The 22,047-nt window shown below is 59.2% G+C and carries 22 protein-coding genes; 9 read left to right on the top strand and 13 right to left on the bottom strand.

Annotated features, from left to right (window positions below; translation table 11 throughout):
• Positions 1–23: 23 nt before the first annotated feature.
• The 4 genes from glpX to ACN0SY_RS17140 form a co-directional block, all read right to left on the bottom strand.
• Entirely contained in the window at positions 24–1,019 is a 996-nt protein-coding gene (gene glpX, locus ACN0SY_RS17155) for a class II fructose-bisphosphatase (RefSeq protein ID WP_417689294.1), read from the bottom strand.
• Positions 1,020–1,094: 75 nt separating this feature from the next.
• Positions 1,095–2,420 (bottom strand): homoserine dehydrogenase, encoded by a 1,326-nt coding sequence (locus ACN0SY_RS17150; protein ID WP_417689292.1) that lies wholly within the window; start codon positions 2,418–2,420, stop codon positions 1,095–1,097.
• A gap of 26 nt (positions 2,421–2,446) precedes the next feature.
• On the bottom strand, positions 2,447–3,664 hold the full coding sequence (locus tag ACN0SY_RS17145) for an LL-diaminopimelate aminotransferase (protein ID WP_417689290.1): 1,218 nt from the start codon (positions 3,662–3,664) through the stop codon (positions 2,447–2,449).
• Between the two features lie 125 nt (positions 3,665–3,789).
• Complete coding sequence (locus tag ACN0SY_RS17140; protein WP_417689288.1) at positions 3,790–4,203, bottom strand: hypothetical protein; 414 nt, start codon at positions 4,201–4,203, stop codon at positions 3,790–3,792.
• A 351-nt stretch (positions 4,204–4,554) separates the two neighbouring features.
• On the opposite strand from ACN0SY_RS17140, the gene ACN0SY_RS17135 reads away from it, so the two are divergent.
• Both ACN0SY_RS17135 and ACN0SY_RS17130 read left to right on the top strand, forming a co-directional pair.
• On the top strand, positions 4,555–6,360 hold the full coding sequence (locus ACN0SY_RS17135; protein ID WP_417689286.1) for a PHA/PHB synthase family protein: 1,806 nt from the start codon (positions 4,555–4,557) through the stop codon (positions 6,358–6,360).
• Positions 6,361–6,540: 180 nt separating this feature from the next.
• The gene (locus tag ACN0SY_RS17130; RefSeq protein ID WP_417689284.1) at positions 6,541–7,053 is read left to right on the top strand and encodes a DUF6653 family protein; all 513 of its coding nucleotides are present in this window, start codon (positions 6,541–6,543) and stop codon (positions 7,051–7,053) included.
• A 28-nt stretch (positions 7,054–7,081) separates the two neighbouring features.
• Here the strand turns inward: ACN0SY_RS17130 and ACN0SY_RS17125 are convergent, their stop codons facing one another.
• A complete protein-coding gene (locus tag ACN0SY_RS17125; protein WP_417689282.1) occupies positions 7,082–8,794 on the bottom strand; it encodes a sulfatase-like hydrolase/transferase in 1,713 nt (570 codons plus the stop codon).
• Positions 8,795–8,914: 120 nt separating this feature from the next.
• Positions 8,915–9,871 (bottom strand): agmatinase, encoded by a 957-nt coding sequence (gene speB, locus ACN0SY_RS17120; RefSeq protein WP_417689280.1) that lies wholly within the window; start codon positions 9,869–9,871, stop codon positions 8,915–8,917.
• Between the two features lie 168 nt (positions 9,872–10,039).
• Here speB and guaD point away from each other — a divergent pair, with 168 nt between their 5' ends.
• On the top strand, positions 10,040–11,359 hold the full coding sequence (guaD, locus tag ACN0SY_RS17115; RefSeq protein ID WP_417689278.1) for a guanine deaminase: 1,320 nt from the start codon (positions 10,040–10,042) through the stop codon (positions 11,357–11,359).
• A gap of 46 nt (positions 11,360–11,405) precedes the next feature.
• Here the strand turns inward: guaD and ACN0SY_RS17110 are convergent, their stop codons facing one another.
• The 3 genes from ACN0SY_RS17110 to rplM form a co-directional block, all read right to left on the bottom strand.
• Positions 11,406–12,029, bottom strand: coding sequence for an FMN-binding negative transcriptional regulator (locus ACN0SY_RS17110; RefSeq protein ID WP_417689276.1), 624 nt, complete (start codon positions 12,027–12,029; stop codon positions 11,406–11,408).
• Between the two features lie 113 nt (positions 12,030–12,142).
• A complete protein-coding gene (gene rpsI / locus ACN0SY_RS17105) occupies positions 12,143–12,619 on the bottom strand; it encodes a 30S ribosomal protein S9 (RefSeq protein ID WP_417689274.1) in 477 nt (158 codons plus the stop codon).
• Between the two features lie 2 nt (positions 12,620–12,621).
• Entirely contained in the window at positions 12,622–13,089 is a 468-nt protein-coding gene (gene rplM, locus ACN0SY_RS17100) for a 50S ribosomal protein L13 (RefSeq protein ID WP_417689272.1), read from the bottom strand.
• 549 nt (positions 13,090–13,638) lie between these two features.
• Here rplM and ACN0SY_RS17095 point away from each other — a divergent pair.
• Positions 13,639–13,974, top strand: a complete 336-nt coding sequence (locus ACN0SY_RS17095) for a hypothetical protein (RefSeq protein ID WP_417689270.1) — start codon at positions 13,639–13,641, stop codon at positions 13,972–13,974.
• Between the two features lie 53 nt (positions 13,975–14,027).
• On the opposite strand, the gene ACN0SY_RS17090 is transcribed toward ACN0SY_RS17095, so the two are convergent.
• Together ACN0SY_RS17090 and ACN0SY_RS17085 are read right to left on the bottom strand one after the other, a co-directional pair.
• Positions 14,028–14,459 (bottom strand): PaaI family thioesterase, encoded by a 432-nt coding sequence (locus ACN0SY_RS17090; protein ID WP_417689268.1) that lies wholly within the window; start codon positions 14,457–14,459, stop codon positions 14,028–14,030.
• Between the two features lie 125 nt (positions 14,460–14,584).
• Complete coding sequence (locus ACN0SY_RS17085) at positions 14,585–15,046, bottom strand: Lrp/AsnC family transcriptional regulator (RefSeq protein WP_417689266.1); 462 nt, start codon at positions 15,044–15,046, stop codon at positions 14,585–14,587.
• Between the two features lie 126 nt (positions 15,047–15,172).
• Between ACN0SY_RS17085 and phhA the strand changes: the two genes are divergently transcribed.
• The 5 genes from phhA to ACN0SY_RS17060 all read left to right on the top strand — a co-directional run bounded on the left by phhA (position 15,173) and on the right by ACN0SY_RS17060 (position 19,337).
• Entirely contained in the window at positions 15,173–15,967 is a 795-nt protein-coding gene (phhA, locus tag ACN0SY_RS17080; protein WP_417689264.1) for a phenylalanine 4-monooxygenase, read from the top strand.
• Between the two features lies 1 nt (position 15,968).
• Positions 15,969–16,313, top strand: coding sequence for a 4a-hydroxytetrahydrobiopterin dehydratase (locus ACN0SY_RS17075; protein WP_417689262.1), 345 nt, complete (start codon positions 15,969–15,971; stop codon positions 16,311–16,313).
• A gap of 182 nt (positions 16,314–16,495) precedes the next feature.
• A complete protein-coding gene (locus ACN0SY_RS17070) occupies positions 16,496–17,317 on the top strand; it encodes an enoyl-CoA hydratase (RefSeq protein WP_417689260.1) in 822 nt (273 codons plus the stop codon).
• Positions 17,318–17,327: 10 nt separating this feature from the next.
• Positions 17,328–17,858, top strand: coding sequence for a CoA-binding protein (locus ACN0SY_RS17065; RefSeq protein WP_417689258.1), 531 nt, complete (start codon positions 17,328–17,330; stop codon positions 17,856–17,858).
• A 195-nt stretch (positions 17,859–18,053) separates the two neighbouring features.
• Positions 18,054–19,337, top strand: a complete 1,284-nt coding sequence (locus ACN0SY_RS17060) for an O-acetylhomoserine aminocarboxypropyltransferase (RefSeq protein ID WP_417689256.1) — start codon at positions 18,054–18,056, stop codon at positions 19,335–19,337.
• Between the two features lie 58 nt (positions 19,338–19,395).
• On the opposite strand, the gene ACN0SY_RS17055 is transcribed toward ACN0SY_RS17060, so the two are convergent.
• Complete coding sequence (locus ACN0SY_RS17055; protein WP_417689254.1) at positions 19,396–20,520, bottom strand: glycoside hydrolase family 88/105 protein; 1,125 nt, start codon at positions 20,518–20,520, stop codon at positions 19,396–19,398.
• Entirely contained in the window at positions 20,517–22,043 is a 1,527-nt protein-coding gene (locus ACN0SY_RS17050; protein WP_417689252.1) for a glycoside hydrolase family 28 protein, read from the bottom strand. The genes ACN0SY_RS17055 and ACN0SY_RS17050 overlap by 4 nt, the downstream gene beginning before the upstream one ends.
• Positions 22,044–22,047: the final 4 nt, after the last annotated feature.

The raw sequence follows: 22,047 nt of genomic DNA, 5'->3' as shown, positions 1-22,047 counted from the left end.
CCCCAACATTGGCTCATTCATCCTCAGTCGAGGTGGAACTTTTCCAGCTGGTGGTGCTGGGCCTTGATGTACCGAACGGTACCGGTCGAGGACCGCATGACCACCGTATGGGTGGTGATATGGTTCCGCCCGAAGCGCACGCCCTGCAGAAGGTTGCCGTCGGTCACGCCGGTTGCGGCGAACAGGACGTCCGGGCCAGCCATTTCCTCAAGGGTGTACTTCTTCTTGATGTCATCGATACCCATGCGATGGGCGCGCTCGACCTGCTCGTCGCGAGTGATTACGAGACGGGACTGCATCTGGCCACCAATGCAGCGAAGAGCAGCTGCTGCAAGCACGCCTTCCGGCGCGCCGCCGATGCCGGCATAGATGTCGATTCCGGTTTCTTCCCAGTCGGTCGTGTGGATGACGCCGGCAACGTCGCCATCGCCGATGAGGCGGATCGCGGCGCCGGTTGCGCGGATGTCTTCGATCAGCCGGGCATGGCGCGGACGGTCGAGAACGCAAGCTGTGATCTCGTGGACCTTGACGCCCTTTTCCTTGGCGACGGCTGCAATATTCTCGGCGATCGGCGCATCGAGATCGATCAGCCCAGCCGGGTAACCCGGACCAATTGCAATCTTGTCCATGTAGCTGTCGGGGGCATTCAACAGATCGCCTTCCGGAGCCATGGCGATGACCGCAAGGGAGTTCGGCAGGTTCTTGGCGCAGATCGTGGTGCCTTCCAGCGGATCGAGCGCGATGTCGACCTTCGGACCCTGCTTGGTGCCGACGTTTTCGCCGATGTAGAGCATCGGCGCTTCGTCGCGCTCGCCTTCGCCGATCACGACGGTGCCATCGATCGGCAGACGGTTCAGCTCCCGGCGCATGGCGTCCACGGCGGCCTGATCAGCGGCCATTTCATCGCCATGACCACGCAGGCGGGCGGCGGAAACGGCGGCGCGCTCTGCAACACGCGCCAGTTCCAGCGTCAGAATACGGTCGAGACCGCTCGCAGCGGAAGCGTCATTCTTTGACATAAAGTTCTCCAATTTCTCCCGGCCTTTTACACGTTGCGTGTGCGAGCTTCCACCCGCGGGACAAAGGCCCCCTTGTCAGGCCAGTTTTTCAATCCGGATCATCTGCGGCTTTCCGGATATGACGCCCTTGGATGCGATTGCTTCCAGAGCCTCGCGAACGGCCACTTCGGTTGTCTCATACGTGATGAGTATGACAGGCTGAGGCTGCGATGCCTCAGGCTTGCCGGTTTCGGCGCCAGCTTTCGCGCGGCGCCGCTGAACGATCGACTCCAGCGAAATATCCGCGTCCGCCATGCACCTTGCAATCTCCGCAAAGGCGCCCGGACGGTCAATGACCGACAGGCGAATGTAGTAGCCGCCTTCATGCAGACGCATGCGCGCGCGCTTGTAGTCAGCCAGATCGGCAGCGGGCATGGCGAGCACCGGGGTCTCATCGCCGCGGGCGATATCCGCGACATCGGCGACCACGGACGATGCGGTCGCGTTACCGCCCGCGCCCGGTCCGACGAGGACGATCTCGCCGACAAAGTCACCATCGACAGCAACCGCGTTGAGTACGCCATCGATCCGCGCGATTGCAGAAGACTTGGGCACCATGGTCGGATGGACACGCTGCTCGATACCGGTCTCGGTCCGCTGCGCGACGCCCAGAAGCTTGATGCGATACCCCAACTCGTCAGCCGCCTCGATGTCGGCGGTCGTGATCGAGGTGATCCCTTCCAGATAGATATCGTCAGCCGCGATCTTGGTACCGAAAGCAAGGCTGGTCAGGATGGCCAGCTTGTGCGCGGTGTCATTGCCTTCGATATCGAAGGTCGGATCGGCCTCTGCGTATCCCAGTCGCTGCGCATCGGCGAGGCAGTCCTCGAAGGAAATCCCTTCGTCCTCCATCCGGGTCAGGATGTAGTTGCAGGTGCCGTTGAGAATTCCGTAGACGCGGGAAATCTCGTTGCCCGACATGCTTTCCCGAAGCGTCTTCACGATCGGGATGCCGCCGGCAACCGCAGCTTCGTAGTTGAGACAGACACCGTTGTCCTCGGCCAGTCTGGCAAGCTCGACGCCATGCTTGGCAAGAAGTGCCTTGTTCGCGGTAACCACATGTTTGCCGGAGGAGAGCGCGGCACGAACACTCGTCTCCGCCGCGCCGTTGTCGCCACCGATCAACTCGATGAACACATCAATGGCGTCGCTTTTGGCCATCTCAACCGGATCGGTGAACCATGTCATCCCAGTAAGGTCGCAGCCACGGTCCCGCGACTTGTCGCGCGCGCTCACGGCCGTAACGGTCACGCCACGGCCGCTCTTGCGGGCAATTGAGTTTCCATGCTTGGCGATGAGGTTGACCACGGAGGCCCCAACGGTCCCAAGGCCGGCAACCCCAAGTCTCAAAGCATTTGCCATATGTAGTGGATTCCAGTTGTCAGTTCTTAGCGAGAGGCCCCGAGCGGGACCACGTTGTGCAAGGTTTCGTCAGCTGTTTCAAGGAAACGGCGAACGTTGCGACCGGCCTGACGAAGGCGTTGCTCGTTCTCCACGAGACCGATGCGCACAAAGTCATCGCCATATTCCCCGAAACCGATACCAGGTGCGACGGCAACTTCGGCCTTCTCCAGCAGCAGCTTGGAGAACTCAAGACTGCCAAGCGGCCGGAATTTTTCGGGAATCGGCGCCCAGATGAACATGCTGGCGTCGGGAGCCGGGATCTGCCAGCCGGCGCGGCCGAAGGCGTCGATCACCACGTCCCGGCGCTTCTTGTAGATGGCGCGAGTTTCGGCGATGCAGTCGTCCGGTCCGTTGAGGGCCGCCGTCGCCGCCACCTGAATCGGTGTAAACGCGCCGTAGTCGAGGTAGGACTTGACCCGTGCCAGGGCTGCGATAAGGCGCTCGTTGCCCACCGCAAAACCCATACGCCACCCCGGCATGGAGAAGGTCTTGGACAGGGACGTGAACTCGGCGGTCACGTCAATAGCCCCCGGAACCTCGAGAACTGAAGGCGGAGGCGTATCACCGAAATAGATTTCGGAGTACGCAAGATCCGACAGGATGAAGATCTCGTGCTTGCGGGCAAAGGCCACGACATCCTTGTAGAACTCGATGTCGGCGCAATATGCGGTCGGGTTCGCCGGATAGCACAGGATGATGGCAAGCGGCTTGGGCACGGAATGGATCACCGCACGCTCAAGCGCATGAAAGAAATCCGGACCCGGCTCAGCAGGGATTGAACGGATCGCAGCACCCGCCATCAGGAAGCCGAACGTGTGGATCGGATAGGACGGGTTCGGGCTAAGGACAACGTCGCCGGGCGCCGTGATTGCCTGCGCCATGTTGGCGAAGCCTTCCTTGGAGCCCAGGGTGGCAACAACCTGGGTATCCGGGTTCAGCTTCACGCCGAAGCGGCGGCCATAGTAGGAAGCCTGGGCCTTGCGCAGGCCCTGAATGCCCTTGGAGGCGGAATAGCGATGGCTACGCGGATCCTGAACGACTTCGGTCAGCTTTTCGACGATATGCTTCGGTGTCGGCAGGTCCGGGTTGCCCATGCCAAGATCGATGATGTCCGCACCCGCCGCTCGCGCCTTTGCCTTCAGACGATTCACTTGTTCGAAGACATATGGCGGCAGGCGCCGTGTCTTGTGAAATTCCTCCATAGCGCAGGTCCTCACGACTTTCGACTAGACAAATGCAGATGCTGACGGGGTCTTGGCAGCCCGACAGATGCGCCCTTTTAACAGCACCTTTTGGATTGCGCACCAGTCTTTGGGTGTAAAGACACCTAATTTTCGGAGCTGCTCGTATTTTCGATCTCGTCCAGAGCCGCCTGACCGTGTCCAAGGCGCAATTCCTCGAGCGCCGACACGCTCGTCTGCTGGCGCAGAACGATACCGGACTGGCGGGATTTGGCCAGTTCCTGCATGTAGGCAAGCGTCTTCAGCCGTTGCTGCTCGTCCATGATTCCCGGATCGCGAGAAGAGGCGATGTTTTCAGAAGACAGCGCACCTGCCTCGTCCGCTGCACCTAAACCGCCTCCCGGTGGGGCAGCGCCGTCGCTCGAAACGGCGGCATCGGCCGCCTGTGGCGCCTCGAATGCATCGATAAGTGAGCTTTCCGGCCCCAGAGCACATCCACCGAGCCAGACAAGCCCAAGGAAGCCCAATGAGCGAAAGGGAGGGAAGCTGAAACGTATCATTCCGAAAAACTTCTAAAAGATGTGTCCGTACGTGGCGGCATTCGAAAAGTTTATTCCAATATGCAGGTCTATCTGACGCAGGGGACCTTAATACGCTCCATCGCCCGCCGAGGAAAGCAATCTGCAGTCCCCTGAAAATAAAAAAGATTGTGGCCGTCAATCCCCCTGCGGCAAGCCTGTCATAATCCCACTGCAATATGACAATAGGCACCAGCATCAACTAATGACCGGCCTTTGACCGGCCGCAATGACAGGCATCGTCAAAAACGGCCTTGTAATTGCTACGTGAAACGCGTCAAACTTTCATCAGCGACCGGACAACAAGACCAATTCCGGAGGAAACCTCTACAGATGGCCGACGACCGCCAGCACCCCGTATTGCAATACATCATCAACAATCCGGAAGCATTTGCCCAAAATCTGGCCAAGACACTGGAAAATGCAGGCAAGGCGCTGGCAGCCTATCTGGAACCGCGTGAAAAGGGTGAGATCAAGCAGGACGGAACCGATGAGCTGACCAACGTCATCAAGACGCTCGCGCAGGTCGGCGAATACTGGGTTTCAGACCCTCAACGGGCCGTGGAAGCACAGAGCCGTCTGATGACTGGTTACATGGACCTGTGGAACTCGTCGCTGAAGCGCATGATGGGGGAAACTGTCTCGCCTGCGGCCCAGGCCGCTCCGCGCGACAACCGCTTTGCCGACCCGGACTGGAACGACAACCAGTTCTTCGATTTCATCAAGCAGCTGTACCTGATCACCAGCCGGTGGGCGGAGGAACTGGTTCATGAGGCCAACGGCCTCGACGAGCACACCCGCCACAAGGCGGAATTCTACGTCACCCAGATTTCCAATGCCCTGTCGCCGTCCAATTTCCTGCTGACCAATCCGGAACTGTTGCGCCTGACGGTGGAAAGCAATGGCGCGAACCTGGTGAAGGGAATGCAGCACCTGGTCGAGGACATCAAGGCCGGGCATGGCGACGTGAAGATCCGCCAGACGGACCTGAGCAAGTTCGCCCTCGGCAAGAACCTTGGACTGACCCCAGGCAAGGTCATTGCGGAAAATGACGTCTGCCAGGTCCTGCAATACGAGCCGACAACGACAGAAGTGCTCAAGCGCCCTCTCCTGATCGTTCCGCCCTGGATCAACAAGTTCTACATTCTCGACCTGACGCCGGAAAAATCCTTCATCAAGTGGGCTGTTGACCAGGGACACACGGTCTTCGTGATCTCCTGGGTCAATCCGGACAAGCGCCAGGCCCAGAAAAGCTTCGAGCACTACATGAAGGAAGGCATCCTCAACACGCTGGATGTCATCAAGCGCGCTACCCGTCAGGAAGAGGTCAACGCGATCGGCTATTGCGTGGGCGGAACGCTGCTCGCGGTCACGCTGGCGTACATGGCCGCCAAGGGCGACAAGCGCATCGCCTCGGCAACCTTCTTCACCACGCAGGTCGATTTCACTCACGCGGGCGACCTGAAGGTTTTTGTCGACGAAGAACAGATCTCGCTTCTGGAGAAGAAGATGGCCGAGACGGGCTATCTCGACGGCTCCAAGATGGCCTCCGCCTTCAACATGCTCCGGTCCAACGACCTGATCTGGTCCTACGTGATCAACAACTACCTGAAGGGCAAGGACCCCTTCCCCTTCGACCTTCTCTACTGGAACTCCGACAGTACGCGCATGCCCGCGGCGAACCATTCGTTCTACCTGCGCAATTGCTATCTGGAAAACAATCTCGCCAAGGGGAAGATGGTCATCGACAATGTCCGCCTGGACCTCTCCAAGGTGAAGATCCCGGTCTACAATCTTGCCACCCGTGAAGATCACATCGCGCCCCCCCAATCGGTCTTCCTTGGATCGGGATGCTTTGGCGGGCCGGTTGAATACGTCTTGTCCGGATCCGGGCACATTGCAGGCGTCGTCAATCACCCGAGCCGCAACAAGTACCAGTACTGGACCGGCGGCAAGCCGCGCGGCGAACTGACCGACTGGCTGGAGAAGGCCACGGAAAACCCGGGTTCATGGTGGCCACATTGGGATGCCTGGATTCGCGAGCAGGATGGAGACCTGGTCAAGGCACGCAAACCCGGTGCCTACCGCATGAAGATCCTCGGCGACGCGCCCGGGTCATACGTCACGACGCGTGCGTGATACACTTGGACAACCCTATTGAAGGCATGCGCTTGAGGCCGCAGATGGAATTGCGCTAGTGTTCTCCCATGAGAACCGAGAGTGTGAAAGCCTGATCGAGCCGTGACCAAGGTCCATCAAATACGCCGTCCCCGGCCCCATATCTCGCCTATGCCAGCTGGCCAGCTCAAGGCACTGGGAATGGATGCTTCGACATGGCAGCGACACGCATCGCCCTGGAGTGTCTATACACGCATGGCCACCCTGCCGCTGCTCGCCCTGGCGATCTGGAGCCATGCCTGGTACGGCGCATGGCTTGCGATTGGGGCAACATTTGCCGTCTGTGCATGGCTATGGGTCAATCCGCGCCTGTTCCCGCCACCGAAAACCATGGAAAGCTGGGCTTCGAAGGCGACTCTCGGCGAAAGAATCTGGCTAAATCGAAGCGCGGTGCCAATCCCCGGAGAGGACTCGCGCACTGCCATGACGCTCTCGCTGGTGACCGGCGTCGGCTTCATCGCGACGGTCTACGGCTCCATCAGCAACGAGCTTCTCATTGCAGTCCCCGGCCTGATCGTCACTTACGCCGGCAAGCTTGTCTTCCTCGATCGCATGGTCCGGCTCTACGAGCAGATGCGCAACGCCCACCCGCTCTACCGGTTCTGGTCCGTCGCCCCGGATAATGACAATACCCGCAAGGCCCAAAGCGCCTGATCCGGCAGAGTCTCAGTTGGTTCGCTTTTTAGTAGGAGCTCAGGCGGAGGTCCTCGGCCTGTCCGATCGCTCGATACCCGCACAGCGATTGTTCGCCACGGCACTGGAAGTGAGCCTCGACCCGTCCCTGGATACCGCAGGAAGAAAACCGCCCGCCACACAGGTCTCTCATATTGCGCAGATCCGTCTGGATCGGATCGAGCGGCAAGCCCGCGACCTCAAGCAGGGTCGGCGCCAGATATTGAATATCGAGCTTCTCGAAAGTCGGAACGGAAGCCTTGAATTCGGCACCTGCTGACAGGAACTGAAAGTAGGTCAGATATGCGCCGGAGTTAGGGTTGGCCAAAGCTTCCGGACCTTCAGTCTTTGTCCAGTGCGGCAGCGTGATGCCCGGTTGGTGATCCCCGAACTCAAGCATCATGACGGGCCGCCCGTTCGGCTTTTTCTTAAGTTCCGACCGGAAGTTCTCTATGTCTCTTCGGCTGATGGCGAGGCGTCGGAAGTATTCGTTCAACGAAGTATCTTCGGAGAATGGTTCACCATCGAAAACCATCTCGGGAGCCATCCGGTAGTCCCATGGCGAATGGGCCGACATTGTCAGAATTACAACGAATACAGGACGGCCGTCGCTTTCCCGATGGCGCTTGATGTAGTCGAGGGCACGCTCGTAATAGAACGCGTCAGCTTCATGCGTCGACGGCGCCCCGATCGCGTGCTGGTCGAGAAATGTCTCAAACCCAATAGACTCGATAAACGGCCCCTCGTTTACGAAGGAGTATGGCAGCGGAGACAGGTAAACGGTGTGGTATCCGCAATCTGCAAGTGTTTTGGCCAAGGTATGCTCGACCCGATCTTCGAGGATGAAGTTCGAATAGCTCTTGAGCCACCCCAGATCGGAAATCGGGAGGCTTGTCGCAAACCCCGCGGTCGTCACCCATGTTCCACCGGAAAACGTCTCAACGTTCAACGGCCGCAAGACTGAATCGGCGCCACTGAACCTTCCCTTCAAGACGCCAGGACCGCCATCTTCAAAGAGGACTTCAGGTGGCACAACGGATTCTGCCTGTACGACAACGATGTCCGGTTTGGCATCCTCGTTGCGGCATATCTGCGCATCTGACGTCTGGACGACACGCGACGCGTCAGCATCGCTCAATCTGTCGAGCAGCGGGACATCATCGCCCAAATGAGCCAGATATTTCATAGACGTGAAAACTGACGTGACATATCGGAACCGCATCAAGTCAGCGATCCCGTGGAAGTCCTTGGGCTGCACAGCAAGAACCAGGCCGACTGCAACAGGAAACGCAGCAAAGGCTGCACGACGGTTCCGCCTCGAACCGGGCTCGTGTCGACCGACGAACAGAGCTCCGATCAAGGTCATGAGCAACAGTAAGGCCGCCGCAATAACATAAGGTAGGAAGCTGTCAGCGAGGAAGGCCAGTGTTCCCGGGTTCATCGCGAAATAATAAATGTCGACTATATTCGGTGCGATCGACATCCATTTCATCTTGGCATAGGACACGAAAGCAATAAGAGCCAGCAAAGACAGGCTCACATAAATTGAAGTGATCAGGCGCGCGGTCAAAACTGTAACAAACGCGATCATGGCCAATGCGATGCAGTAAGCCATCGGCAGTGTTGGCAGGTTCCGCTCGGCAACACCAATTCCGATCGCTCCCAATGCTAAAACAAGCACGACAAAACGTTTGTCGGTTAACACCTTCGCTAGAAAACGCATTGAAAAACCCCGTCACTACGGAGGGGAAATTGCACCAGAATGCCGCGATGCCTTGCCCCCGATTACGCCCCAATAAAGGCGGACGGTCCGGGCAAGCACAACTTAAAGTGTTTATTTACCTTAATTCGAAACCTTTTCCGCAAGCAGTCCGATGTAATGCTGGGCGACGGTTGCGCCTGCGATCGACGTGATATCGGCATGGTCGTAGGCTGGCGCGACCTCGACGACATCCCCGCCGACAAAATCGAGTTCGCCTAGCCGGCGCAGGATCATCAACGCCTCCCGGCTTGAAAGGCCTCCTGCCACCGGCGTCCCTGTGCCAGGCGCAAAGGCGGGGTCGAGACAGTCGATGTCGAACGTCATATAGGCCTTCGCCTCACCGACCCGGTCAGTGATGAGCTCAACAACACCGTTGACGCCAAGCTGCTCAACGTCTTCACCGGTCAGGATCTCGAGGCCGCAGGTTTCCGGCGCATGGGTGCGAATGCCGATCTGGATCGACTTCTCCGGATCGATCAGACCCTCGCGCACGGCGCGCCCGACGAAGGTTCCATGGTCGATCCGATCGCCCTGGTCGTCCCAGGTATCCTGATGCGCGTCGAACTGAACCAGCGCCAGCGGCCCATGCTTTGCGACATGCGCCTTCAGCAGTGGATAGGTGACGAAGTGATCGCCGCCGATTGAGAAGAGATGGACGCCCTGATCGAGGATCTCCCGTGCCTGCGTCTCAATGCAGCCGGGAATATCGGCATTCCGTCCATAATCGAACGAACAGTCGCCGTAGTCGACAACCGATAGTGCCGCGTAAGGGTCTGCGGCGAAAGGATATTGCGGATCGCCATCAAAGATTGCCGAGGCACGGCGGACCCCTTGCGGACCGAAGCGCGCACCCGGACGGTTTGAGACCGACGCATCGAACGGAATGCCCCAGACTGCCAGGTCGACTCCAGTCAGATCGCGCGTATACCGACGCCGCATGAAGGACAGTACACCGCCATAGGTCGGTTCATGTGAGCCGCCCTTGAGCGAGTTTCCGAACACGGCATTGTCGGTTGGGCGTGGTCTTTCAGCGGTCATCAGGGCCATCCAAGGAACTGGGTTTGCTCCTCGGTACTCCACCTTCCGCACCCGCTCAAGGGGAGTTTGCGGATATGGTCATACCCATTGCGCATTCCGCCCGCCGGGAATAGAACGCGCAGGTTTGTGTCATGACAAAGGGCCATCGGTGCCGGGACAGGAGTTGAGATGATCGAGCAACACGCAAAGCTGCTGCGCGGGCGCATCCTGTCGTTCAATGCCGAACCGCAAGGACCAGAGGATCACGACGCCTTCGACTATATCGAGGACGGTGCACTGCTGATCGAAGACGGTTTGATTGCCGCGCGAGGCGATTATGCCGCAATCAAGACGATGGCCCCTGCCGGAACGGTCGAGACCGATCACAGGCCGCATCTGATCACCGCGGGCTTCATCGACACCCACCTTCATTTTCCTCAGGTTCAGGTCATCGCCTCCTGGGCCGATCAGCTTCTGGACTGGCTGAACGACTACACCTTCCCGGCCGAGCAAAGATTTGCAGATCGCGCCCATGGCGAACGCATCGCCAAAGGCTTCTACGATCTCCTGATCTCAAACGGCACGACAACTGCCGTCGCCTATTGTTCAAGCCATCCCAATTCCGTTGAGGCCTATTTCAGCGAGGCCGAACGGCGCGGGATGCGCATGCTCGGCGGCAAGACCATGATGGACCGAGGCGCGCCGGAAGCGCTCTGCGACACGGCGCAAAGCTCCTACGACGACAGCAAGGCGCTGCTTGCCAAATGGAACGGCCGCGGCCGCGCCAACTACGTCATCACCCCCCGTTTTGCCATCACGTCGACGCCAGAACAGCTGGAAGCCGCCGGAGCGCTCCTGAAGGAGCACCCGGACTGCCATCTCCAGACACATATCAACGAGAATCACAACGAGATCGCGTATACGCGAGAACTCTACCCGCAGGCGAAGGATTATCTTGGCGTTTACGAGGATTTCGGCCTGCTCGGCCCGCGCACCCTGCTTGGCCACTGCATCCACATGACCGAACGAGAAAAGGCGGTCATGCAGGAGACCGCATCGGTGGCGGTTTTCTGCCCGACCTCGAACCTGTTCCTCGGCAGCGGATTGTTCAACCGGGCGGATCTTCAGGCCTCAGGTGTGCGCATGGGTATTGCCACCGACATCGGCGGCGGCACCAGCTATTCCATGCTGAGCACGCTGGACGAGGGCTACAAGGTCCTGCAGCTGCAGCGCCAGCGCCTGCATCCGCTGCAGACCTTCTTCTGGGCAACGCTTGGAAATGCCGAAGCACTTTCACTTGAAGACAAGATCGGCAACCTCAACGCAGGTACGGAGGCGGATCTGATCGTTCTCGACGCCCGTGCTACGCTGCCCATGTGCCTTCGCATGGAAACCGCGACCAGCCTCAGCGATGAACTCTTCGTCCTTCAGACCCTCGGCGACGACCGCGCAATCGTGGAAACCTATGTAGCTGGGGAAGCGCAGAAGGTGACTATCGGCGCTTCGTGACATGGCCACGTTTGTTTCAGGCGCCATGCTCTTCTTTCCGGCCTAGTCAGTCGCGCTCGAACCGCTTCATCCGCTCTGAAAGATCGCCTGCTCCCCGGGCATCGAGTTCAGATGCGACATTCAGGAAATCCGGCAACTGTCTGTTCTGACTCAGCTTCGACTTTCCGAGCATCCTCGTGATCTCGATCTCGAAGGCGACGATATTTGACAGCATCATCTCCATGTAGTCGCGTGGGGCGTCGGACATTTTCCAACCCGCGTCGCCATTCGTTTCCGTTTCGAAGCGCTTGGTCAGGCGTCCAACAACAGCGCGCTTGGATTTCTCGTCATGCTGGAAGGATATCCGGCCATAGACATGGACGACCTGATAGTTCCAGGTCGGAACGTGGCTCGGATTGGTCTTCTTGCTCAGGTACCAGTTCGGCGAGATATAGGCGTCTTCGCCGCGGAAGATGAGCAGGATTTCGGTCCCCTCCTCCACCGTGCGGTGCATGTCGTTGGCCAGCGCGATATGTCCGATCAGCCTGTCGTCGCCATGGGAAAGGACAGGAATGTGGTTGGCTACAAGCCCGTCTGAGCCGTTCGTCACGATGACGGCAAGCGGATGCGCCTCTATGAGTCCGGCAACTTCAGACGGATCGGTTTCAACAAACATCTCGGGCGTATACATCTACGGCCTCCCCCGGATCGGTAGCGCTCGGCAACCGGATTGCGTTACCACAAAAGAAAAGGGCCCGCGCTGCGGGCCCTTTCCAGAATTTGCATTCGATCGGTTTGACCGGATCAACGCTTGGAGAACTGGAAGGAGCGGCGAGCCTTGGCGCGACCGAACTTCTTACGTTCAACAACACGGCTGTCGCGGGTCAGGAAGCCGTTCTTCTTCAGGATGCCGCGCAGTTCCGGCTCGTAGTGGGTCAGAGCCTTGGAGATGCCGTGACGAACGGCACCGGCCTGGCCGGAAAGACCACCACCAACGACAGTCGCGATGATGTCGAACTGGCTTGCACGGTCGGTCAGGACGAGCGGCTGACGCAGGACCATCTGAAGAACCGGACGAGCGAAGTACTCGGTCATGTCCTTCTTGTTGACGATGATCTTACCGGAGCCCGGCTTGACCCAGACGCGTGCGATGGCGTCCTTACGCTTGCCGGTTGCGTATGCGCGACCCTGTGCGTCCAGCTTCTGGACATGCACCGGAGCTTCGGGAGCGGCGGTATCGACAGCGCCACCCAGTTCTTCCAGGGATTGCAGCTCAGCCATCGTTATGCCCTCTTGCCGTCGTTCTTGTCATTGAGGCTCTTGACGTCGACCAGTTCCGGCGACTGAGCTTCATGCGGATGCTCGGCGCCAGCGTAGATACGCAGGTTCTTGAGCTGCTTGTTGGACAGCGGACCGCCCGGCATCATGCGCTGCACGGCCTTTTCCAGGATGCGCTCCGGGAAACGGCCTTCCAGGATTGCACGTGCGGTGCGCTCCTTGATGCCGCCCGGGTGGCCGGTGTGCCAGTAGTACTTCTTGTTTTCGTACTTGCGGCCGGTCAGGACCACCTTGTCGGCGTTGATGACGACAATGTTGTCACCGCAATCGACGTGGGGCGTGTAGGTCGGCAGATGCTTGCCGCGCAGATGGTTGGCGATGTAGGCAGCCAGACGGCCCACGACCATGCCTTCAGCGTCGATCAAGATCCACTTTTTCTCGACCTCAGCCGGCTTGGCAGAGAAGGTCTTCATGTGTTTGATCCGTTTCTTGTCTTGAAACAAAGGTGCCCGACTGGTCCGTTGAGAGACTGTCCGCGACGCCTGAATTCGTCGAAGCAGCTTATAAGCCAGCGCAAAATACCGGTCAAGCACGTTTATTCGGATGAAGTTAGATAAAAGCCAACAAAAACAATGACTTATAAAAACGGTATTATATTACCGCATAATTTCGATCGCTTCTCGTTCGCTCTTCGACTGTTTTGAAGCTTCAGGATCTCTGCGCCAACGCACAACCCATCTGCCAGCCGCCTGAATTCCGGCAAATTCATGACGGAATCGACCTCCCACGGTGAAATATATTTATGCCGTGAACCAACGCATCCCCTTGCGGAAAGCCCTGCTGCACTGAGACAATAAGGATGCTGACAGGCTATTTTCCCGGCACAAACAAGCGACATCAAATCGATCCGGATGAACTTCGCCGAGGTCGAAAGCAAAGGGGAAACGTCGCCCCAAACAAGTCAGCAGCTTCGCGCGAGAGCTTGTCGCGTGGCGGGCTCATGCGCCCAGGATCCCTCGAAAATGGTTTCCGCTCTCACATCCTACAGTGCCCTTCTGGCAATCGGCGGGGGCTTTGCCCTCACCATTCTGCTCTATTTCGGCCTTGCTGCGCTCTATAAATCCACCGCGCTCCCGCGCTGGATGAATGGAGACATCGTTCCCATGTCGCTCTGCGTCTTCCTGACCGGCGCTATCGTGGCGCTGGTTATCGGAATGTTCACGGCATCCTCGGCGCTTCCCTTCGGACTGCTGGGAGATTGGACGATCGCAACCGGCACTCTTTTGGCTTCCGGCTTTGCCGCAGCACTGCTGTTCAAGGCTCTCACCGGTCTGTTCCACCACACTCACAAGGTGTGACGCTGCCGCAGCCGGGCAACCTTCTCCCAGCAAACAACCATCTTCCGCGCCCCTCAGCTCCTGGGGGGCACGGAATAGGTGGCGGTTGCATGAGCGACGAAGCCCTCCTCGCCCTCACCCGCGATGCCGCACTCGACAACGGCCAGACGCTTGCCGAGCTTCAGGATCCGACAGGTACACAACAGATCGCCGGGTTCCGGTTTTCTGAGGAAATTGATGTTGAGGTTGGTGGTGACCGCAAGTGCGACCGGGCCGATATGGGCCAGGATAGCCACATAGGCCGCCAGATCCGCCAATGCCATCATCGAGGGACCGGACACGGTGCCGCCAGGCCGCAGGTGCGAGTCGGTCGCCTTCAGCCGCACGACGGCCTCGCCCGGAGCAACGCTTTCCACGAAGTAGGCACGCCCGCCCGCATGGATTTGCGGAAACTCCGCGTCGAGGAATTGCGACAACTCCTCCACGGTCATCACTGGCGCTGGCATATTGTCTCTCCCCGGTAAGTTCCGATGACCACAAGCCATAGACATCCATGACTGTTTAGGCGTTCAGCTCACCTAAACGTCAACTTGTTCGAAGCGCAAGGTGGCAATGGCCAGAAAGCATCCAGTCATCCGAGCGGCATGGATGGCCCGGATTTGGCAGTTCTGAGAACGAAGTTGGTGCGGGACGCCCGCACCAATCCAGGCCCCAGCAGCTTTTTCATCATGAAGGCTTCCAGGTCCTCAGGATCCCGGACTACGACCTTCATGACATAGTCGGCATCCCCGGTGATCGAACAGCACTCGATCACGCGGTCCTCGGTCTGAACCATGTGATCGAAGGCAGCGATGGTCTCGGGCCCGTGGTTCATCAGGGACACGTGGACATAGGCCATGGCGTGAAAGCCGAGCTCTCGCGGGTTCAGGATCGCCGCATATTTCTCGATGACGCCAGCCTCTTCCAGCCGCCTGATCCGGCGCCAGCACGGAGACACGGACATTCCGGCCTGCTCCGCCAGATCCTTCGCGCTTGCACGGCCGTCCTTCTGCAGCAACGCCAGCAGCTTCCTGTCCTGGCTGTCGATCTCCATCGGCAAAATATCTCCCAAAATCGTATCATGTCATCATTTGTTTTCAACAATGCACCGAATGGCGAAAAGATAGAACGATAAAACCGCGGAAAGGAACCTATCTTTGTCAGCGAGGAGGAACTCAGCATGGCAAAGACAAGCGCATATACTGCCAAGATCCCCGGTCCGGATGGACGGATCGCCTATACCGAAGAGGAGAACGGTGTCTGGCGGGATCTGTATGCAAGGCAGGAACCCGGCATCCGCGAAATGGCGGCGCCAGACTATCTGGCCGGGTTTGACAAGCTCGCCCTGCCTGCCGACCGTGTCCCCCAATGCGCGGAAGTTTCCGAGATTCTGGGGCGCCACACAGGATGGAAGGTCGAACCTGTCCCTGCCCTGATCGGCTTTGGCCGCTTCTACAACATGCTGGCGGAGCGCACCTTCCCGGCGGCCTCCTTCATCCGCAGCCGCAAGGATTTTGACTACATCAAGGAGCCGGACATTTTCCACGAGATCTTCGGCCATACGCCGATGCTCACCGACCCGCGCTTTGCCGATTTCTCGCAGGCAATCGGGCGCGCGGGCCAGAAACTGAATGCGAAGGACTATTCCTGGCTGATCCGGCTCTACTGGTTCACCATCGAGTTCGGGCTGACCAAGATCGACGGGGTCTATAAGTCGCTCGGATCGGGGCTCGCCTCGTCTCCAACCGAGCTGCCCCACAGCGTCCACGGCGAAGGTGTCGAGCGTCGGCCGTTCAACGTGATCGACATTCTGCGCACGCCCTACCGCATCGATATCCACCAGCCGCTGTACTATGTACTGGAGAATGTCGACGATCTCTTCGCCGCAGCCGAACGCGACCTTGTTGCAGATATCCGGCGAGCCCAGGAACTCGGCCTCTTCACCCCCCTCTACCCGATTGACGAAAGCGCCTGACATGACCACCGAAACAGACCTTGCCCAGCAGACCTGCGAACCCTGCCAGGGGATCGGCGGCACTCTGAACCGGGAAACCGCCACCGCGCGCATGAGCATTCTGCATGACGACTGGACACTCAACGCAGAGGCAACGGAAATCAGCCGCACCTTCAGGTTCAAGGGCTTTGCCAAGGCGGTCTACACCGCCAACCTCGCAGCGTTCCTGGCTGACAAGGAAGGTCATCACCCGGATGTCAGTTTCGGCTGGGGGTACTGCACCATCAGCTACACCTCCCATGAGCTGGGCGGCCTGACCGTCAACGACTTCATTTGCGCCGCAAAGCTGGACAAGATGGTCGACTAGCACTCCGAAGCATATGTCGCTGACCCGGCAAGTCAGCTTGCCTTCCCTGTCAGCGCAAAGCGGCCCCGGCAGGGCGAAACCGGCCCTTGGTCGAATTTCGGCTTGGAGCTTGGGCGCCCGAGACTGTATGTCTCGTCACGCCCCCAAGGGCCAAGATTGACGCCGAAGATCGAGGAAGCCCCATGTCCGACACCGCCACGCTCGCCCCGCAAGACAAGCCGATTCTGGGCACACTGCTGCATGAGGGCGTCTACCGGATCGTGATGCAGCGCCCGGAGAAGATGAACGCCCTCTCCCGTGAGATGATGAGCGCGCTGTCAGCGGAGCTTTCCAAAGCCGCAGCGGATCCGGAGATCAGGGTCGTCCTGCTCGGCGCCGAAGGTAAGGTCTTCTGCGCCGGACATGATCTCAAGGAACTGACCGCGGCACGCGCCGAAGCGGACGGCGGCAAGGCCACCTACGAAGCCATCATGCGCCAGTGCTCTGAACTGATGCAGCAGATCGTCCGCCTGCCCAAGCCCGTGATCGCCGTTGTGACCGGCGTTGCCACCGCCGCCGGCTGCCAGCTTGTTGCCTCCTGCGACCTTGCCATGGCCGTCGACACGGCAACCTTCTGTACGCCTGGCGTCAATATCGGCCTGTTCTGTTCGACCCCGATGGTCGCCCTGTCCCGTAATGTCGCGCCGAAGCAGGCCATGGAAATGCTGCTGACTGGCGAGAGCATCGACGCATCAACTGCGAAGGAGTTCGGCCTGATCAACCGCATCGTACCGCGCGACTACCTCGATCAGGTCGTACAGAAATACGCCTCCGCCATTGCGTCGAAATCCGCCCATACGCTGAAGGTCGGCAAGGAGGCCTTCTACCGCCAGCTCGAGATGCCGCTCTCCGAAGCTTACGACTTCGCTGCCAATGTCATGGTCGAGAACATGATGGCCCGCGACGCCGAGGAAGGCATCAGCGCCTTTCTGCAGAAGCGGACGCCGGAATGGACGGACAGCTGAGGCGCACCTGATGGACCACGACGCCTATTCCGACACCTACATCAAGGGGATCCTCGGTGAGGTGAAGACCATCGCGATGGTCGGCGCCAGTCCGAATTCCGTCCGCCCGTCCTACTTCGTGATGAAGTACATGCTGTCGAAGGGCTATGACGTCTGGCCGATCAACCCGGGACATGCGGGCAAGGAAATCCTCGGCCAGCCGGTTCATGCCGCCCTGCATGACCTGCCCGAAACGCCGGACATGATCGACATCTTCCGCAATTCCGCCGCTGCTGCCCTCATCGTCGACGACATTCTGGCAAGTTCGATGCGGCCAAAGGTGATCTGGATGCAGCTGACCGTTCGCAACGACGAGGCCGCGCGCAAGGCGGAGGACGTCGGCATCAAGGTGGTCATGAACCGTTGCCCCAAGATCGAGTATGGCAGACTTTCCGGCGAGATTGGCTGGGCCGGCGTCAACTCGCGCACGATTTCATCGCGTCGCCCAGCAATGAAGGGCGGTTTTCAGCATCGGGGATTGCGACCGTCCGACAAGTCCTGACGCAACGGCAAAATCAATAGATCATGGTGCTCGTCAAACCGCGCTCCCGGGCACTGTCGTGAACATTATTCCTTTCTCTAACGAACTGATTCAGAACGTTAATTCAAGAAGTTGAAAACGAAACAGAATTCAACTCTTTGACGTGCGTATGCCCTTCCGCCACTATGCGCAAAAGTCACGTGGGAGGAGCCTCTGATGAGCGAAGGAATACCGGGATTTTCGACACTGGCGATTCACGCCGGCGCACAACCTGATCCAGCAACGGGTGCACGCGCGACGCCGATCTATCAGACAACGTCTTTCGTTTTTGACGACGTCGACCACGCCGCCTCGCTCTTTGGGCTTCAGGCCTTCGGCAACATCTACACCCGCATCACCAACCCGACGACCGCTGTACTGGAGGAGCGTGTTGCGGCTCTTGAAGGCGGTACCGCGGCACTCGCAACAGCCTCGGGCCATTCTGCCCAGCTCCTGTGCTTTCACACCATGATGCAACCCGGCGACAACATCGTTGCGGCAAACAAGCTCTACGGCGGCTCGATCAACCAGCTCAACCACTCGTTCAAGAGTTTCGGCTGGAACGTGAAATGGGCCAACCCGGATGATCTCTCGACCTTCGAGAACGCCATCGACGAAAACACCAAGGCGATCTTTATCGAAAGCCTGGCAAACCCCGGTGGCGTCGTCGTGGATATCCAGGGCATTGCGGCCATCGCAAAGGCCAAGGGCGTCCCGCTCGTCGTCGACAACACGATGGCCACGCCATACCTCTGCCGGCCGATCGAACATGGCGCCGACATCGTCCTGCACTCCCTGACCAAGTTCATGGGCGGGCACGGCAATTCCATGGGTGGCATCATCGTCGATGGCGGATCTTTCGACTGGTCGGCCGATGGCCGCTATCCGCTCTTGTCCGAGCCCCGCCCGGAGTATCAGGGCATGGTCCTGCACGAGACCTTCGGCAATTTCGCATTTGCCATTGCCTGCCGCGTGCTCGGACTGCGCGACCTCGGCCCGGCCATCTCGCCGTTCAACGCCTTCATGATCCTGACCGGAATCGAGACGCTGCCGCTGCGCATGCAACGCCATTCGGACAATGCCAAGAAGGTGGCCCTGCATCTCTCGGCACATCCAAAGGTTTCCTGGGTGTCCTATTCGGCCCTGCCGGATGACAAGTATCACGCCAACCAGCAGAAGTACCTGCCCAAGGGCGGCGGCGCCGTGTTCACCTTCGGCGTTGAAGGCGGCTATGACGCCGGCGTTTCGCTGGTCTCCAACGTGCAACTCTTCTCGCATCTGGCAAATATCGGCGACACGCGCTCACTGATCATCCACCCCGCTTCGACCACGCACCGTCAGCTCTCCGATGAGCAGAAGACCGCTGCTGGTGCGGGACCGGAGGTCGTCCGGATTTCGGTCGGCCTGGAAGATGCCGAAGACATCATCGCCGATCTCGACCAGGCATTGAACGCGCTCTGAGAGTTGGATCTGAAAACGGAAAAGCCCGCCAGAGACGGCGGGCTTTTTCAACGCGGATCTATTCCGCTGCTTTCATGCTGCCTTCGCTTGCGCCATCAGCTCCCCTGAACAACATCCTTTCCGAATGAGCCATCATCAGTGGCCCGACTCCCTTTGAATCGTCTGCGACAATATCTTCCGTGAGATAGTATTCCGGAGAGCCGTCGCGATAGACACCGGAGAAGCCGCCAAGTCCGGCCACATGGCAGATGTCCTCGAAACGGGACACCCCGTCCTCGCACTTCGACATCGCCGTATCATAGAGGGCCTGCAGGGCAGCATCGCCAAGTACCCTTCCCGGCGCCCAGATCCCGATCCGACCGGCCTTCAAAAATGCGTAGGCAAACATGACGCTGGCCGAACTCTCGGGATAATTCCCCTCAAGATCGGGCCTGTCGATCACCTGCAGCCACTTGCTGTCTTCGCCCTGCAGCTCGGCAACACGCTCGAAGAGCGCCTGGGTCCTCGAGACAAGTCCAAATGCCTCTGCGTCATCGGCACTGGCCAAAGCAATCGCATCAACGAGAGCCATGGCGAGCCAGCCGAGAGCCCGCGCCCAGCAGGCCGGAGACTTGCCGGTTTCAGGATCCGCCCACTGCTGCGCTCGCGCCTCGTCATAGCCATGGACATAGAGCCCATCCTTGGTTGAAGTGAGGTCGAGCGCACGCGAGATCTGTTCAAGGGCATCCGTGACGAGCGCTTGATCATCGGTGCGTCGCCCGTAATCGATCTGGAATGGAAGCCCCATGTAAAGGCCGTCGAGCCACACCTGGTGCTCGTAGATCTTCTTGTGCCAGTAATTTCCGGTCGTGGTTCTCGGGTGACTGGCGAGCTGTGCAGCTAGCCGATCCGCAGCCCGCATATACCGTCCATCACCGGTGGTCTCCCCCAGATAGAAAAGACTGCGTCCAGCCATGACATTGTCGATGTTGTATTCGCTCTGGCGATACCCCTTCAGACTGCCGTCCGGAGCGATCTGATCGTTGATCAGGCGCAAGCAATGCTCGAGAAATCGTTGGTCGCCCGTCGCCTGATGGAGAAGTACCAGACCCCGATAGATCAGACCGTCCTCGTAGCACCAGGCACCCGATTTGTAGGGTTGGTATCCATGGGCATAGGCATCGAAATACTCCAGCGGTGTCATAGGGAAACTCCCTTTGCAATGGCAAGGCCCGGTTCACCGTTCGCGCCCTCGCAGGTGATATCGGCGTGTTCGGCAACGAGCAGCTCATGACGCATGGTACGAACATGATCAGCCATCAGCGGAACCGCGGGCTCGGCCTCCGGATCGAACTCGACGCTCAGGTTTCTCAACCGAACCCCGTTGATCGGGGCCTCGGGCAATCCAAGAAACGCTCCGGCCACCACCGACAGGCGCCTGATGGCAACATCTTCGATATCGATGTCGGAAATCGACGGCGTGGTTTCGCAGACCTCAGCGGCCGCCCGGTCCTGTACCCAGTCGTCGTGGCCATCCGCATCGCAGAAATAGAAGGCATTTGCCGTTAGTGCCGCATGGACTCCATCCATGTCGACCCGCCTGACACGCAGTCCCGAAACCGCACCTCCGCGTCCGCGCCGGGTCTTGATCCGGATACCGCGATCTGTCGCCTCCATCTCGCAATCCTCAACGGTAACGTCATGAATGCCCCCGCTCATCTCGGACCCCATGACGACACCGCCGTGACCACGTTCCATTCGACAATGCCGAATGACGACGTTCCGGGTAGGTGTCAGGTGATCGTTGGCACCATCTCCCCGCTTCCCCGCCTTGATCGCGATGCAATCGTCGCCGACGGAAAAGAAAATGCCTTCCATGAGGACATTCTCGCAGCTTTCCGGATTAAACCCGTCCGTATTCGGACTGTCCGGCGGATTGACGATCGTGAGGTCGGAGGCCGTCAGGTCCCTGCAGCGATAGGGATGAACGGTCCAGGACGGCGAGTTGCGAACCGTTAAGCCCATCAAGGTAACGTTCGTGCACCCGATAAGATGAAGGGTGCGGGCACGCCGCGCTCCATCACGGGTCTCCTTCGGCCACTGCCACCAATCGGACCGATCTCCGCCGCCGTCGATGGTGCCCGCGCCTTCGATGACAAGATTGGACGCTCCGATTGCAGTCACCACGGCAGCATAACAACGATCCGGAAGGCCCTCCCAGGATCCGATCACTTGGCCGTTGCAATCACGGGCCTCAAGCTTCGGCCAGGTTTCGCGCATGCCATTGGCCTCGATCACAGCGCCCTGTTCGAGCAGCAAGGTCATGTCCGACTTCAGAAACACCGGACCGGTGCGCCAGCGCCCTGCCGGAACCCGCAAGGTGCCGCCGTGACCAACCATCGAGATGGCAAGCTCAAAGGCTCGCGAATTGTCGGCACCTGAAGGATCCGCCCCGCAATCGACCAGATCGACGAGCCCGCTACAGTTCCGCGTATGGAAATCGAGGTAATGCCCGCCTTCGCTCTTGAGGGTATAACTTTGCGACGGGCCCAGACCGGTGAGGGTCAGGACCGATTGCAAAGTTACACCTTCCCTCAGCAACTCTCCCTCGCTCCAGAGGCTCCAGGAAACAGGCTCAGGCAAGCGGTACTTGCCGCCCTCGGCGGCAAAAACGACGGAAACCGCGCGCGCGGACACCGCGCTTAAACGAAGATCGTTGAGCGTCATCGGA

Origin of the sequence: Roseibium sp. (assembly GCF_048261595.1) — a bacterium.
Classification (GTDB): domain Bacteria; phylum Pseudomonadota; class Alphaproteobacteria; order Rhizobiales; family Stappiaceae; genus Roseibium.
This window is presented reverse-complemented; position numbering and strand designations above follow the sequence as displayed.

Coding starts and splice junctions, on each gene's coding strand:
- glpX (WP_417689294.1), bottom strand. CDS start 1,019: ATGTCAAAGAATGACGCTTCCGCTGCGAGCGGTCTCGACCGTATTCTG.
- ACN0SY_RS17150 (WP_417689292.1), bottom strand. CDS start 2,420: ATGGCAAATGCTTTGAGACTTGGGGTTGCCGGCCTTGGGACCGTTGGG.
- ACN0SY_RS17145 (WP_417689290.1), bottom strand. CDS start 3,664: ATGGAGGAATTTCACAAGACACGGCGCCTGCCGCCATATGTCTTCGAA.
- ACN0SY_RS17140 (WP_417689288.1), bottom strand. CDS start 4,203: ATGATACGTTTCAGCTTCCCTCCCTTTCGCTCATTGGGCTTCCTTGGG.
- ACN0SY_RS17135 (WP_417689286.1), top strand. CDS start 4,555: ATGGCCGACGACCGCCAGCACCCCGTATTGCAATACATCATCAACAAT.
- ACN0SY_RS17130 (WP_417689284.1), top strand. CDS start 6,541: ATGGATGCTTCGACATGGCAGCGACACGCATCGCCCTGGAGTGTCTAT.
- ACN0SY_RS17125 (WP_417689282.1), bottom strand. CDS start 8,794: ATGCGTTTTCTAGCGAAGGTGTTAACCGACAAACGTTTTGTCGTGCTT.
- speB (WP_417689280.1), bottom strand. CDS start 9,871: ATGACCGCTGAAAGACCACGCCCAACCGACAATGCCGTGTTCGGAAAC.
- guaD (WP_417689278.1), top strand. CDS start 10,040: ATGATCGAGCAACACGCAAAGCTGCTGCGCGGGCGCATCCTGTCGTTC.
- ACN0SY_RS17110 (WP_417689276.1), bottom strand. CDS start 12,029: ATGTATACGCCCGAGATGTTTGTTGAAACCGATCCGTCTGAAGTTGCC.
- rpsI (WP_417689274.1), bottom strand. CDS start 12,619: ATGGCTGAGCTGCAATCCCTGGAAGAACTGGGTGGCGCTGTCGATACC.
- rplM (WP_417689272.1), bottom strand. CDS start 13,089: ATGAAGACCTTCTCTGCCAAGCCGGCTGAGGTCGAGAAAAAGTGGATC.
- ACN0SY_RS17095 (WP_417689270.1), top strand. CDS start 13,639: ATGGTTTCCGCTCTCACATCCTACAGTGCCCTTCTGGCAATCGGCGGG.
- ACN0SY_RS17090 (WP_417689268.1), bottom strand. CDS start 14,459: ATGCCAGCGCCAGTGATGACCGTGGAGGAGTTGTCGCAATTCCTCGAC.
- ACN0SY_RS17085 (WP_417689266.1), bottom strand. CDS start 15,046: ATGGAGATCGACAGCCAGGACAGGAAGCTGCTGGCGTTGCTGCAGAAG.
- phhA (WP_417689264.1), top strand. CDS start 15,173: ATGGCAAAGACAAGCGCATATACTGCCAAGATCCCCGGTCCGGATGGA.
- ACN0SY_RS17075 (WP_417689262.1), top strand. CDS start 15,969: ATGACCACCGAAACAGACCTTGCCCAGCAGACCTGCGAACCCTGCCAG.
- ACN0SY_RS17070 (WP_417689260.1), top strand. CDS start 16,496: ATGTCCGACACCGCCACGCTCGCCCCGCAAGACAAGCCGATTCTGGGC.
- ACN0SY_RS17065 (WP_417689258.1), top strand. CDS start 17,328: ATGGACCACGACGCCTATTCCGACACCTACATCAAGGGGATCCTCGGT.
- ACN0SY_RS17060 (WP_417689256.1), top strand. CDS start 18,054: ATGAGCGAAGGAATACCGGGATTTTCGACACTGGCGATTCACGCCGGC.
- ACN0SY_RS17055 (WP_417689254.1), bottom strand. CDS start 20,520: ATGACACCGCTGGAGTATTTCGATGCCTATGCCCATGGATACCAACCC.
- ACN0SY_RS17050 (WP_417689252.1), bottom strand. CDS start 22,043: ATGACGCTCAACGATCTTCGTTTAAGCGCGGTGTCCGCGCGCGCGGTT.